General features: G+C 58.9%; 14 protein-coding genes. 1 reads left to right on the top strand and 13 read right to left on the bottom strand.

Annotated elements, in window-relative coordinates:
• Position 1: 1 nt before the first annotated feature.
• The 6 genes from CLV41_RS13345 to argE form a co-directional block, all read right to left on the bottom strand.
• Positions 2–511, bottom strand: a complete 510-nt coding sequence (locus CLV41_RS13345; RefSeq protein WP_103222908.1) for a TRAP transporter small permease — start codon at positions 509–511, stop codon at positions 2–4.
• On the bottom strand, positions 508–1,308 hold the full coding sequence (locus CLV41_RS13340; RefSeq protein WP_103222907.1) for a maleate cis-trans isomerase family protein: 801 nt from the start codon (positions 1,306–1,308) through the stop codon (positions 508–510). Before CLV41_RS13340 ends, CLV41_RS13345 begins: the two co-directional genes overlap by 4 nt.
• Complete coding sequence (locus CLV41_RS13335; protein WP_103223093.1) at positions 1,305–2,276, bottom strand: TRAP transporter substrate-binding protein; 972 nt, start codon at positions 2,274–2,276, stop codon at positions 1,305–1,307. Before CLV41_RS13335 ends, CLV41_RS13340 begins: the two co-directional genes overlap by 4 nt.
• Before the next feature lie 262 nt (positions 2,277–2,538).
• A complete protein-coding gene (locus CLV41_RS13330) occupies positions 2,539–3,153 on the bottom strand; it encodes a glutathione S-transferase family protein (protein ID WP_103222906.1) in 615 nt (204 codons plus the stop codon).
• On the bottom strand, positions 3,150–4,142 hold the full coding sequence (locus CLV41_RS13325) for an NAD(P)H-quinone oxidoreductase (protein WP_408013898.1): 993 nt from the start codon (positions 4,140–4,142) through the stop codon (positions 3,150–3,152). Before CLV41_RS13325 ends, CLV41_RS13330 begins: the two co-directional genes overlap by 4 nt.
• A gap of 77 nt (positions 4,143–4,219) precedes the next feature.
• Positions 4,220–5,395 (bottom strand): acetylornithine deacetylase, encoded by a 1,176-nt coding sequence (argE, locus tag CLV41_RS13320; RefSeq protein WP_103222904.1) that lies wholly within the window; start codon positions 5,393–5,395, stop codon positions 4,220–4,222.
• Positions 5,396–5,439: 44 nt separating this feature from the next.
• Between argE and CLV41_RS13315 the strand changes: the two genes are divergently transcribed.
• Positions 5,440–6,096 carry a DUF1028 domain-containing protein gene (locus tag CLV41_RS13315; protein ID WP_103222903.1) on the top strand — a complete coding sequence of 219 codons (657 nt, stop codon included), beginning with the start codon at positions 5,440–5,442 and terminating at the stop codon, positions 6,094–6,096.
• Positions 6,097–6,101: 5 nt separating this feature from the next.
• On the opposite strand, the gene CLV41_RS13310 is transcribed toward CLV41_RS13315, so the two are convergent.
• From CLV41_RS13310 to CLV41_RS13280, 7 genes are all read right to left on the bottom strand, one after another.
• Positions 6,102–7,256, bottom strand: coding sequence for an ABC transporter ATP-binding protein (locus CLV41_RS13310; protein WP_103222902.1), 1,155 nt, complete (start codon positions 7,254–7,256; stop codon positions 6,102–6,104).
• Complete coding sequence (locus CLV41_RS13305; RefSeq protein ID WP_103222901.1) at positions 7,246–8,055, bottom strand: ABC transporter permease; 810 nt, start codon at positions 8,053–8,055, stop codon at positions 7,246–7,248. Before CLV41_RS13305 ends, CLV41_RS13310 begins: the two co-directional genes overlap by 11 nt.
• Entirely contained in the window at positions 8,045–8,905 is an 861-nt protein-coding gene (locus CLV41_RS13300) for an ABC transporter permease (RefSeq protein WP_103222900.1), read from the bottom strand. The genes CLV41_RS13305 and CLV41_RS13300 overlap by 11 nt, the downstream gene beginning before the upstream one ends.
• A 65-nt stretch (positions 8,906–8,970) precedes the next feature.
• Positions 8,971–9,999 (bottom strand): ABC transporter substrate-binding protein, encoded by a 1,029-nt coding sequence (locus CLV41_RS13295; protein ID WP_103222899.1) that lies wholly within the window; start codon positions 9,997–9,999, stop codon positions 8,971–8,973.
• Between the two features lie 229 nt (positions 10,000–10,228).
• Complete coding sequence (locus CLV41_RS13290; protein WP_103222898.1) at positions 10,229–10,639, bottom strand: RidA family protein; 411 nt, start codon at positions 10,637–10,639, stop codon at positions 10,229–10,231.
• Entirely contained in the window at positions 10,636–11,148 is a 513-nt protein-coding gene (locus CLV41_RS13285) for a flavin reductase family protein (RefSeq protein ID WP_103223092.1), read from the bottom strand. The genes CLV41_RS13290 and CLV41_RS13285 overlap by 4 nt, the downstream gene beginning before the upstream one ends.
• Before the next feature lie 6 nt (positions 11,149–11,154).
• Complete coding sequence (locus CLV41_RS13280; RefSeq protein ID WP_103222897.1) at positions 11,155–12,600, bottom strand: 4-hydroxyphenylacetate 3-hydroxylase family protein; 1,446 nt, start codon at positions 12,598–12,600, stop codon at positions 11,155–11,157.
• Between the last annotated feature and the right edge of the window lie 3 nt (positions 12,601–12,603).

Here is a 12,603-nt window from a genome sequence, read left to right as displayed (position 1 = left end):
ATCAATCCCTTATGGCGTGATACGCCTGAACGCAAAGCGCGAGAGCGAGCCCGATCAGGGCGAACAGCAAACCGAACATGCCGATCGCCTTGGGCAGTCGCAGCAATGGCGACAGGTCCTTGCCGAACAGGGCCGTGTACTGCCAGGTGACATGAGCAAAAAAGCCCAGCAGAAGTATCCCCGCCACAGCGGTTAGCACCTGCATCATCTTGAGATGCCGTGCGGGCAGACGGCACACGATCACGTCACAGCACATCATGGCGCCACGCGCCGCCGCGATCACGACACCGCACGCGGCCACCCATATCATCGCGTTGAGCACGATTTCCTCGGTCCACGGGAGAGGGCGTGAAAACAGATATCTGCCGGTGGCGTTGGCAAATACCAGTACGGCAATCACCGCCATGAGCAGGGCGGCGGCGGCCTCGACGATCCGGACCGGCAGGCGCAGGAGACGATCTTTGACAGGCGCCTGCAAGACATGATGGATATCTGGTTCGACGGTATTCATGTGCGTTCAGCCAATCGTTTGTCGAAAAGGCGCCCGTAACCGGGTTTGGCGCCATTGATGCCGGCGATCTCAAGGCAATGCCAGAACGAGGCCTGGACCGCCGAAATCACCGGTTTGCCCAGTTCTTCCTCCAGTGCCTGGATGACACCCGCGGAACGGAAATTGGTGCAACTGATAAAAACCGCGGTTGCTTCGGGTGTATCGATTTCGCAAACCATGTCGAAGATCGTTTCAAGCGGCACCTCCGCGAGCGCCTGATCCTCATCGATGCCCAAATTCTTGTGGGAGAGAACCTTGTGATCGTTCTCTTCGAGGAACCGGATTGCACGCTGATGCACGCCGTCCACGTAAGGGGTCGCAAGGACGACCGGACCGGCAGCGACTTCCGCAAGCGCGGCCAGGCTGGCGGTCGATGCCGTGTTGACCTTTTTTCCCGGCGCCCATTCGGTGAGCTTTTTCATCAGCCCATGATCGTAAGCGGTGCCGTGCAGGAACGAAGCGCTCGTGCCGCCAAAACACAGGACGTCGATCGGCGCGGAGGCCAGAAGACGCGCCGCTTCTTCCAGCTGAGGCGCATTCATCATCGCCTCGATCCCCTCGACGGTGACCTTCGGCAATTTGATACGCGTGGTGTGAACGGAAACACCGGGGGCGGCCATCGCCCACATCTCCGCTTCCATGACCACGGAAGAGGCCATGAAGATCAGGCCGATGCGCCCGAGATCTCCATTGCCGTCAAACCGGAAAACCGGGGCGCGATGCGCCCCGGTTGCTACCGTCTGTGAACCGGCATTCATTGTAATGCTTTCTCCACTGCGTTCATGAATTCTGGCGTTATGATCGTGGCTATCTTGGCTTTGACGGGCTCCGCTGCCGCCTTGAAAGCTGCAAGGTCCGGCTCGTTGACCGTGACACCTTCTTCCTTGAACACCGCAACGAGGCTCGCATCGCTCTCATCCGAGGCAACGCGTGTCGCCTCGGCGCCAGCCGCGGCGGCTGCAAGCAATGCTTCCTGCTGTTCAGCGCCGAGCGCATCCCAGGCGGAACCATTCATCGCCAGAGTAATCGGCGTGTAAACGTGCTTGGTCAGGCTGATGTATTTCTGAACTTCGAAGAACGAGAATTCCTTGACCACGGAAAGCGGATTTTCCTGGCCGTCCAATACGCCCTGGCGCAGCGCTACATAGACCTCACCGAGGTTCATTGGTGTCGGCGCTGCCCCCAGCATTTCAAATGCCAGAATGCGGGTTTCACTGCCTGGTGTTCGCAGTTTAAGCCCGGCAAGATCCTCAGGCGTTTCGATGGGGCGGACATTGTTGGAGATAACGCGGAACCCCAGTTCGCCAAAGGCAAGTACCTTGAGGTCATTGGTTTCGCGCAGGGATTTCGCAAGCATCTCCCCCAGTTCACCGTCGAGCGCAGCGCGTGCGGTTGCCTTGTCCTCGAAAAGGAACGGCATATCGAACACGGCGAACTTGCTGTCGAGCGCGACCACGTCCGACCCCAAAGGCACGATCTGCACTTCGCCGGCCCGCAGCAACTGGGTCAGCGCATTCTCGTCGCCGAGCGCGCCACCTTCATAAAAATCGACCGTAAAGGCATCGTTTCCCGCAATCTCGTCCTTGAAGGTGGTGAGCATCAGGTTGAGAGGGTCGCCGGGATTGGTTTCCACCGCCATGCGCAGTGGGGTCTGTGCGAGTGAAGGCGTCGCGGCGAGACCGAAAACGGTGAAGCCGATGGCAAGAAGTCTGTACATGTTCATCATGTTCATTTGTCTCCATGTGCGATGGATACAAAAGAGCAATTCCCATGCCAAACAGTCTTCTATTTGATTCTAAAAGAAAAATTCAATATTGTTCTCGGAAAGTCGCTGGACAATTGCCGCGTTCTTACGTTTCTTGTGTTCAATTTTAGAGCAATATATTTATGCTATACATTAAATAGGTTTTGACAATTCATGGATATTCAAAAAATAATAGCTCCACGAAAATTCTCGCAGAGCTATACTTTAAATAGACTTAAATTATTTATTCTACCGGAACGGTTATCTCTACAGACCGTCTGCCCGCCAACGCCACATACCAGCGCCCCAGGTCCGGATGACTGATCCGCCACTCCAGTTCGGCAAACCGGAAGTCCAGGTATCCGAGCGCGCAGACATAGCTGATCACGCCGATATCGAATGCACCGGATATGTCCGCGCAATCGCGCTGCATCTCACCAAGTGCGTCATTCACCTTGCTCAACTGGGCATCGCGCCAGGCCGCCGACCTCGCATCCGCCGGCCGCGCGACAGTTTCATATCGTGCGAGAAGTGCTGCATCCATCAGCCCGTCACCGAGAGCCTGCCGGCGCAGTGCCGCCCAGCGCGCCACACCGTCTCGCGGAAAAAGCGAACCTTTGCAGCGGAAATCGAGATACTCGCAGATCACCCGGCTATCATAAAGAACAAGTCCGTCATCGGCCCGCGCCGCGGGCACCTTGCCCAAAGGATTGAACGCCTTGATCCTGTCATCCCGGTTGACGGGATGCGCCGCCGAGTCGAGGCACACTATCTCGTCGGCGACACCGAGTTCGTGCGCGCAAATCATCACCTTGCGGACATAGGGCGAGGTCGGGGCGTAATAGAGCTCGAGGATCATGCGCCCACCCCTGCCACGTCGAGGACGATCTTGCCGATATTCGCGCCGGCATCCATCATTTCATGAGCCTCGCGGACATCGGAAAACGGGATCACCGCATGGATCGTCGGCCCTACCGAACCGCCGGATACGAGCGGCATGAGTTCGCGGCAAACCCCGTGGGCGATAAGGGTTTTCTCAGCATCGGATTTCGGCCGCAGGGTAGACGAGGTCAGCCAAAGCCCCTTTTTCATGATCATCGGCAGATCGACCGACACCGTTGCGCCGTTAAAGAATGACAGGCTGACATGCCGCCCTCCCGGCGCCATGCAGGATAGGTTGCGAGCCACATAGTCGCCGCCGACAATGTCGATCACAATGTCGACGCCTCGATTTCCTGTGCGTCGCAGAACCGCTTCAGCGAAGTCCTCGTCGCGATAGTTGATGACCTCATCCGCGCCCAGCTTGCTGGCAACAGTCGCTTTTTCCCGGCTGCCAACTGTCGCCAGAACAACGGCGCCTTTGGCTTTGGCAAGCGCAATGGCAAGGGTTCCTATGCCGCTGCCACCACCATGGATGAGCACGGCGTCACCGGCCTTGAGCGCCCCCCGTTCGAAAAGATTGTGCCAGACCGTGAACAGCCCTTCGGGTAGCGCACCGGCTTTAATGAGGTCGAGACTGTGCGGAACAGCAATGCAATGATCTACCCGCGCCAGGCAGTATTGGGCATAACCGCCGGCGCTGACCAGCGCCATAACCTCGCGGCCGATCCAGGACCTGCTGACCCCCTCCCCTGCAGCGACTATTTCTCCGGCGATTTCCAGCCCGAGTATATCGCCCGCCCCCGGTGGAGGCGTTGCCACCCCGGTGCGTTGCATGATGTCGGGCCGGTTGACCCCGGCCGCGGCGACCCTGATCAGCACATCGCCCGGTCCTGGCTGCGGCACGGCCCGCTCCACAATATCCAGCACTTCCGGGCCGCCAGGTTTACGGGCGACGACTGCGGACATGGTCGACGGAACTGGCACTACAAAATCTCCCTGGCCGTTGATGGAATTGGGCGTATCTGGTGTCTTGGGACTCGCAATCATTGCGGTATCCACTCTGAAAGCGGTGTCGAAAGCCTGGAGGCAAGGCGCTCCAGCATGGTGCTGGCGGCGGCGAGTTCTTCGATGGCAATCCACTCGTCTGCCTTGTGCGCCCGATCCATGTTTCCCGGGCCGCAGACAAGAGTTGGAATTCCGGCCTCGGAAAAGAGGCCCGCCTCCGTTCCGAAACTCAGACTGAGGGGAGATCCGGAATCCTGCGCCAGCTTTCTGACCGCCTGCGCGTGAGGGCCATCTCCATCCGTCAGCAATCCCGGGTACCGTGAAATTTCCTCGATCACCACTCCGCATTCGGGTGCCCGGGCCTTGAGCGCTTCTCCCTCGGCCTCGGCCTGCGCAAGGATGGTTGCGATGACAGCTTCCGTATCGACTCCCGGCAGGGACCGCAGTTCAAACTCCAGCGACGCCTGATCGGGCACAAGATTAAGCGCACCGCCACTTATAAGAGAGCCCACGTGCAGGGTGGAAAATGGCGGATCGAAAGAACTGTCCCCGCCCTTCCGGGCAAGACTATCCGCGCGTGCCTTGATCTCGAGCGCCAGCTTCGCGCCGCTCCAGAGCGCGCTTGCCGCCTTATGCGGCATGGCCGAATGCCCCGTCTTGCCGCGAAAGGTGATCCTTTTCGCCAGTTTTCCCTTGTGGGCGTTTGCCACCTTGAGGCCTGTCGGTTCTCCCACGATACACAGGCCGGGAAGCGCCGGCAGGGCAGCTATATGCTCCACCAATGGCGGCGCTCCCTTGCAGCCAAGCTCTTCGTCATGGGAGAACGCCAGAATGACCGGCGTTTCGGTAGCGCTGCTGGCAAGATTTGCCGCTTGCGCAAGGACGACGGCCAGGAAGCCTTTCATATCCGTCGCGCCCCGCCCGTAGACGCGCCTATCGCGGACGACAGCTGAAAAAGGATCGGTTGTCCAGGGCTGCCCTTCGACCGGGACAACGTCGGTATGGCCTGACAGGACGACGCCGGCTCGCGCGGGATCGCCGGCGATTGCCACGAGAGAGGCCTTCTCGCCGTCGGGAGACGGTATACGCTGGAACGCATAACCAAGCGGCGAGAGAACTTTCTCGATATACTCCACAATATCAATATTACTGTATTTACTTACTGTATTTATTTCAATAAGATCAAATAAATACTGTTGATAATCTTTTGTCATTTATATAAACTCTCTTTTATAGAAATAAAAGAAAGGTAATTATCTTGACCTATTCTATTGCGGCGCAGTGTCCGATTTCCGGCGCATTCGGCATTGCCATCACGTCTTCGTCCATATGCGTGCCGAGCCGCTGCGCATGGATCGGCCCTCTGGGCGCGGTCGTCACGCAGAACGTTACAGACCCCGGTCTCGGCCCGGCAGGCCAGGCGCTTTTGCGCCAGGGCCTGCAGGCAGGCTCTGTCCTTGACATCCTGCGGGATGGCACGCCGCAACCCGAATGGCGCCAGATCGGTGTGGTCGACCGCTACGGCAAAACCGCCTTTCACTCTGGAGCCGAAGCGCTCGGCACTGCAGCCGTCGCACAGGGAAATGCCGCCCTTGCCATGGGCAATCTCCTCTCCAACGAAGACGTCCCCCAGGCAATGATCCGTGCCTTTTCCGCGACCGGTCCCGGCATGCCGCTTGCCGAGCGGCTGCTCGGTGCTCTTGAGGCCGGACTTGATGCCGGTGGCGAAACCGGAGACGAACATTCGGCGGGCCTGCATGTCGCCAACCGGTTCGACTGGCCGGTCGTCGATCTCAGGATCGACTGGAGCGACACACCCATTGCCGGGCTCAGGGCACTGTGGACGCGCTACAAGCCGCAACAGGCCGAATACGAATTGCGCGCGCGCAATCCTTCCGATGCTCCCACCTTTTGAACAGGTCATGCCCCCTCGCCTTCCTTCGGGAAGGCGACGAGCCCCTCCGCCGGCAAGCGCAAGGCGACCTCTCCTCCAAGAGGCCAGCGCCCCATCGCGGCCGGATCGGCACTCCGCACCAGCACCCGCCCGCCTTCTGCATCGGCGCATTCGAGATACAGATCGACATACCCTCCCTGATAGACATGGGAGGTGACGCGGGCGGAGAGCGTGTCTGCCGTCCCGGATTTCTCAAGGGTGATCTGTTCGGGACGGGCAAACAGCATTGCCGGCCCCGCCTGGAGATCGCGCGCCGGAAAAGCTCCATATGTCTTGCCGCCAAGCCTGACCGTGCAGGTACCGGCCCCGGTATTTTCGGCTTCGCAGGGAAAGAAATTCGAATCGCCGACAAAACCTGCAACAAAACTGTCGGTTGGCGAACGATAGATGACATCGGGAGCGGCGATCTGGCGAATGCGGCCCGCGGACATCACGGCGATTCTGTCCGACATGGAGAGCGCCTCGCCCTGATCGTGTGTCACGAATACGGTCGTCACCCCAAGGCTTCGCTGAATTTCCTTGAGTTCAACCTGCATCGCGGCCCGCAGATTGCGGTCCAGCGCGGAAAAGGGCTCGTCGAGCAACAGTACCTTGGGCCGGATAACCAGCGCACGCGCCAATGCGACACGCTGCTGCTGCCCACCGGAAAGCTGCGCCGGGCGCTGATCGCCCTTGTTCTCGAGCTTGACCAGCGCCAGGGCCTCGGCAACCCGCCTGTCGATCTCGTCCTTGGAAACCCCGCGCATGCGCAACCCGTATCCGATATTGCGGGCCACATTCATGTGCGGAAAAAGCGCATAGTTTTGAAAGACGATGCCGATCTCGCGTTCGTGCGGCGGCATATCGGTTACCAGCGAACCACCGATGAAGATTTCGCCTTCGTCGGCTTCCAGAAATCCCGCCATCAGATTGAGCAGCGTGGTCTTGCCGCATCCGGAAGGCCCCAGCAGGGTCAGGAATTCCCCGTCGGCAACCTTGAGCCAGGTGGTATCGAGCGCCCTTGTATCGCCAAAGCACTTGGCGACGCCATCGATCTGCACGGCGGGCCGGCTTTTCCGGGTGCCGGAAAGCGAAATCTGTACTTCGCGGCTGGTTGAAGCGCTGGGCTGATCAATCAACATTGAATACCTTGTCGAGTCCGAAGATGGCATTTGCCGCCAGAAGCAATCCGGCCGTGGCGAGGATGTAGACCACCGACAGCGCGGCAAGTGTGGGGTCGGCATATTCCCGCACATAATTGTACATGGCGACCGGCAGCGTATGTGTGGCCTGGTTGGCGACGAACAGCGTCGCGGTGAATTCGTTGAAGGAAAGAATGGCGGCAAACAGCCAGCCGCTCAAAAGCCCGGGCAACAGCAGCGGGATCGTGACCGTCGTCAGCACGCGGCCGGGCGATGCCCCAAGACTTGCAGCGACGGATTCGTAACGCGTGTTGAAGTTCTGCAACGAGATGAAAACCGACCGCAGCACGAACGGCAATACAATGACCGTATGCGTGAAGACGACCAGAGGATAGGTGCGTGGCACCGAGATCATCGAGGCGAGCATCAGCAGACCGAGCCCGATCGTGAACTGCGGAATGACCAGTGGCGAAAGCAGTATCATCTCGAGTGTTCGCCTGAAGCGGAACTCATAGCGAAACAGCGCATATCCGAACGCGCCTCCGACAAGCAGCGCGATCGAGGATCCCCAGAAGGTCACAACGAGGCTGTTGCGCAACCCGTGACCAAAATCAGCATAGCTGAACGCGTTGATGTACCAGCGCCACGACAATTCCTTTGGCGGAAAGGCAAGAATGGCCGACTGGTTGAACGAAGCGACAGTCACGACAATTGCCGGGAGCAGCACGAACCCGAGTATCCCTGCGACTACCAGATATCCGAGAACTTTCAGTCCCTTTGAAACCAGCTTAGCGGGCATGGGTTTCTCCTGCCGGGATGATCCGCTGTGCGATGAATCCGATCAGCGCCAGCACAAGAAAGGTGAAAACCAGCCCGGCCAGCGACAGGCTTGCGGCAAACGGAAAATTGAAGGAAGCAAAGCCGACTTGGTAAACCAGGGTTGAAATCGTGGTGACCTGTCCGCCGCCGATAAGCTGCGGTGTGGCGAAGGCGCTGAAGGTCCATGCAAACGCCGTGGTCGTGCCGGCGACAATTCCCGGGACCGACAGCGGCAGCGTCACTGTGAGAAAAGTCCGGATCGGACCGGCGCCGAGACTCTGGGCCGCCTTGTCGAGATTGCGGTCGATATGCGCGAGGGCGGCCGTCAGCATGACGAAGACGATCGGCATGGTGAAGTGGACCAGAGCCACAACGACGCCGGTAGTGGTGAACATGAGATGGACGGGCTTGTCGACGATACCCAGCCCGAGCAGCACGGAATTGACGAAGCCCTGATTGCCCAGAACGATAATCCAGGAATAGGTTCTGACGATCTCGCCGAGGAAAAGCGGCGTCACGGCGATAACGAGAATGGTGCTGCGCATGAACCTGCTGCGGGTTCGCAAGAGGGCGAGCGCAAGCGGATAGGCCAGGATCAGCGAAAACAGGGCCGTGTAAAAGCACAACGCCAGCGTCCGGGCGAAGGCGCGGCCATAGGCGGGGTGCACGATTTCGGAGAAATTGGACAGCGTGAAGCCGCCCGGCTCGAGCATCCCCGGAATATACGCACGGAAGCTGAATTGCAGAACAGCGACCAGCGCGGCGGAGAAACCGAACGCCACGAAACCCGCGGGCGTTACGAACCATCCAAGGTAGGGGCGCACCTTCATTTGCTCGGCCTTTCCAACGAGAATGGAGGCGGCCGATGTGAACCGCCGCCTCCGCCTTCCTTGCGTTACTGTCCGATCATGTTCTCCGCGAACCACTGACGCCATTCGGCTGTCATTTCGGCACGCAGCTTGTGATCGATGATCAGCGTTTCGCTATCCCACTGTTCAGCGGTGGTGAAGACGCCCGGCAATGACGCGACCTCGTCGGAAAGCGGTGCGCCGGTAACGACCGGGCTTCCCTTCTTGATCTCCGCGATCTTTGCCTGCACTTGGGGATCGAGGGCAAAGTTGATGAACTGGTAGGCAAGCTCAAGCTTGTCCGTTCCCGCGTTGATGCCCATCGTGTCGACACCCAGCACCGCGCCTTCCTTGGGAATGGCAAGCTCGATATTCACGCCTTCGCCCTTCATGTGATAGGCGTTCATCGACAACAGGATCTGGACGGGTGTTTCGCCGGTTGCGATCAATTGCTGGGAATTCGCATCGTTTGTGTAGAACGCCTTGAAGTTGGGCTTCAGCTTCAGCAGCTTTTCCTGCCCGGCTTCCCAACCGGCCGCATCGCTGCCTTCCAGCATGGCCGAAACGGCGATGATATGGCTCGGATCGAAATCCGGAGCAGCGATCATCCCTTCGAGTTTCGGCGACCAGAGGTCTTCCCAGCTGTCGAAGTCCACGCCTTCGGGAATAAGATCGGGACGGTAACCGATGGTGTAGACGTAAGCCCAGGCCCCGATGTGATACGGGCTTATGACAGCCTGACTGACCAGCGCGCCGGAATTCGGCAGTTTCGACAGGTCGAGTTCTTCGAAAAGACCCGCATTCGCATAGAGCCACCCGATGTGACTGGTGGTGAAAGTGATATCGCTCTCGGGCGTACCGCCCGCAAGACGCGCGGCGTTCAGACGGTCGATGGTGCCGCCGGTGACGAACTCGACGTCGACGCCGGTTTCCTCGGTGAATTTGGCGGCGATGGTTTCCTGGATCAGGTCACGCCAGCTTCCACCCCATGAACTGACGACGAGCGTCTCGGCGAGAACGGGCTGGATGGTGGTCAGAGCTGCGAGCGCAGCGATGGTCAATAGACGTTTTGGCATTTTGTGGCTCCCCTTTAAGTCACACAAATTGGGTGGGCGAATTGCAGCTGCGCACCCTTAATGCCTACGAAGCGATCACTGTAAACGCAAGCCTAATTATTAGGCTTTGTGCTCTTTTTTATAATAAATTCAATAATTTAGATCAGAAGATTGGAGCAGCAAAGCCATCCCGAAGCGGGTTGGCTTCAGGACAGATTGGCTGAAATTTTTCCGGCCGGTCGGGCCGGGTTCAGTCAGGAATTACGGCAATGATGTCGATTTCCATCAGGTATTCGGGCTTGGCCAGGCCTTCGACGATCAGACCGGTTGAAACCGGATAGACGCCCTTCAACCATTTGCCGACCACCCGGTAGACCGGGTCGCGGCAGGAGCGGTCCGTGATGTAGATGACGATCTTGACGATGTCACCGAGCCCCGATCCGGCCTCTTCAAGAAGGGTTTTGGCGCATGCCATCGCGTTTTCGGTCTGCGCTGCGGCATCGCCGATCCCGACGATGTTGCCATCAAGGTCCATCGCCGTTTGACCGCGCACATAAACGGTATTGCCGGCCCTCACGACCATGCAGACGTCATTGTCGAGGTTCTGTTCGGGATAGGCGTCCCTGGTATTGAATTTGCGCAGGCGCGTATGCGTCGTCATGTGCACGCCTCCTGTTGCAGGGCCTGTATCTGGTGAAATCCGCGATCGCAGAACACCAGCGGGCGTGCCTCGGCCATACGCAAGCCAAGAACCTCACCCGCAATGATCCGGTGCGTGCCGAACTCGAACACACCCGCGACCCGGCACTCGAAATTGCAAAGAGCATCGGCCAGTGCCGGCAATCCGCTGTCGAGGTCGTCCCAATCGGCAACCGCGAAGCGATTTTCGCGCATTTCCGGCACGAGGCCGGCAAAGACATTCGCGACCCGCTCCTGATGCTGAGCAAGGATGTTTGCGACGAACTGCCCGTTTTCGAGCATTGTCGCCAGGGCCCGGCTATCCTTGTGCACCGAGAGCACGACAGAGGGCGGTTCCATTGACAGCGAGCAGAGGCTTGAGACGGTGAGACCGGCCCTGCCGGCATGACCGGCAGTGGTCACCACGGCGACACCGGAGGCGGTTCTGCGCATGGCTTCGCGAAACCGGTCGGTTTCGAAGGTGGAGGTCATCAACAATTACCCCTTCACCTGGTCGGAAAGACCGGCCGACTTTCGCACGAAATCGAGCGGACCCTCGAAGTCGAAACTCTGATAGACGGCGGCAAGGTGGGAAAAGTGCGGCGCCTGCGCAAACTGCACGAAAGTGAGGCGGTGACCGGCATAATCGGAGTTGAGCAGGTCGCGGGCAAAGGCCAGCAGCTTGCGGCGGTCATCGGCCTGCCAGCGCTGATTGAGCGAATAGAACTTGTTCAGCCATTCACCCGACCCGTCGGCCTCGAAGGAATCCGCATTCGGCGTGATGCATATCTGCCCGCCGCAGAGTTCGCGGGCGATATGCATCATGTTCTGCAATTGCGATACAGCAAACACGCGGCCCGCATAGAGCATCGACTGGTGCGGCATCAACAGACCGCCGGGGCTTCTCTGCGCCGCGGCGATCGAAGCCGTCAGATGGGCGTTGATGCCCTCGCGATAGCAGACAAGATCGGCGATCTTCTCACGAACGGCCTGCAGTTTGTCGAGGCCTGTCTGCCTGGCGTTCCACAGCGCCGTACCGATCATCATGTCAGCGACATAAAGAAGGCGGAGCACATAGGGAAAGGCGGAATAGCGATGCAACGAGGACCGCACATACTGTGCCGCCTTCGTGTGACGGTAAAAGAAGACGTCTTCCCAGGGGATGAGAACGTCATCGAAAACGACCAGGGCTTCGACTTCGTCGAATTTGTTGGAAAGCGGATAATCTGCCGCCCGCGACTTGCCGGCAAAGCCTGACCGGCAGATATGCTTGACCCCCGGCGCACCCATTTTCACGATGCAGCCTACGGCATAGTCGGACAGTTCTTCGTCGGCCCAGGCGCCTACCGTTGGCTTGAGGAAAGCCTGATCGGCATAGGCGGCGGCGGTTTCGAATTTCGCTCCGCGAATGACGATGCCAGCGTCTGTTTCCCTGGTGACGTGAACCATCATGTCCGGATCACGGTCCCGGGGAGAGAGCGAACGGTCACCCTTCGGATCCGTGTTGGCGGAAACGTGGAAGATGTCGTTGTCGGTAACCGCCTGGATATGCCGGTCGATATTGTCGGAGAACCGGTCGTCAATAGAAGCCAGCACATCGCGGCCATCGCAGAGAGACCACATCTCGCCTATGGTCTCATCGCCGACACGGGTCACAACACCACCTATGTCGTTCATGACCGCATCCACGGCCTCCAGCTTGTCGGCCCAGTCCTTTTGTTCGTGCGGAAGCTTGTAGAGAACGGGGTTGGTCTTGTTGTTGTCCCGGTAAGTCATCCTCTCCTTGTAAGCCGGGTCGTGCTGCATGTCGTACATGCGCGCCCGCACATCGACGATGGGCTTGAAGGCAGGGTGGGTGGTGACGTCCGTTACCTTTTCGCCATCCATCCAGATTTCGCGTCCATCCTTAAGACCTTCGCGATACTCGTTCCCCGTTCGGATCATAAT

Origin of the sequence: Roseibium marinum, assembly GCF_002906165.1 — a bacterium.
GTDB classification, from domain to species: Bacteria; Pseudomonadota; Alphaproteobacteria; order Rhizobiales; family Stappiaceae; genus Roseibium; species Roseibium marinum.
The sequence above is the reverse complement of the archived record's forward strand: the minus strand, read 5'-3'. Positions and strand labels throughout refer to the sequence as shown.

Excerpts from the sequence above, each read along its gene's own strand:
- argE (WP_103222904.1), bottom strand. The coding sequence starts at position 5,395 with ATGACAAAAGATTATCAACAGTATTTATTTGATCTTATTGAAATAAAT.
- CLV41_RS13340 (WP_103222907.1), bottom strand. The coding sequence starts at position 1,308 with ATGAATGCCGGTTCACAGACGGTAGCAACCGGGGCGCATCGCGCCCCG.
- CLV41_RS13335 (WP_103223093.1), bottom strand. The coding sequence starts at position 2,276 with ATGATGAACATGTACAGACTTCTTGCCATCGGCTTCACCGTTTTCGGT.
- CLV41_RS13330 (WP_103222906.1), bottom strand. The coding sequence starts at position 3,153 with ATGATCCTCGAGCTCTATTACGCCCCGACCTCGCCCTATGTCCGCAAG.
- CLV41_RS13300 (WP_103222900.1), bottom strand. The coding sequence starts at position 8,905 with ATGAAGGTGCGCCCCTACCTTGGATGGTTCGTAACGCCCGCGGGTTTC.
- CLV41_RS13325 (WP_408013898.1), bottom strand. The coding sequence starts at position 4,142 with ATGTCCGCAGTCGTCGCCCGTAAACCTGGCGGCCCGGAAGTGCTGGAT.
- CLV41_RS13310 (WP_103222902.1), bottom strand. The coding sequence starts at position 7,256 with ATGTTGATTGATCAGCCCAGCGCTTCAACCAGCCGCGAAGTACAGATT.
- CLV41_RS13290 (WP_103222898.1), bottom strand. The coding sequence starts at position 10,639 with ATGACGACGCATACGCGCCTGCGCAAATTCAATACCAGGGACGCCTAT.
- CLV41_RS13295 (WP_103222899.1), bottom strand. The coding sequence starts at position 9,999 with ATGCCAAAACGTCTATTGACCATCGCTGCGCTCGCAGCTCTGACCACC.
- CLV41_RS13305 (WP_103222901.1), bottom strand. The coding sequence starts at position 8,055 with ATGCCCGCTAAGCTGGTTTCAAAGGGACTGAAAGTTCTCGGATATCTG.
- CLV41_RS13285 (WP_103223092.1), bottom strand. The coding sequence starts at position 11,148 with ATGACCTCCACCTTCGAAACCGACCGGTTTCGCGAAGCCATGCGCAGA.
- CLV41_RS13345 (WP_103222908.1), bottom strand. The coding sequence starts at position 511 with ATGAATACCGTCGAACCAGATATCCATCATGTCTTGCAGGCGCCTGTC.
- CLV41_RS13280 (WP_103222897.1), bottom strand. The coding sequence starts at position 12,600 with ATGATCCGAACGGGGAACGAGTATCGCGAAGGTCTTAAGGATGGACGC.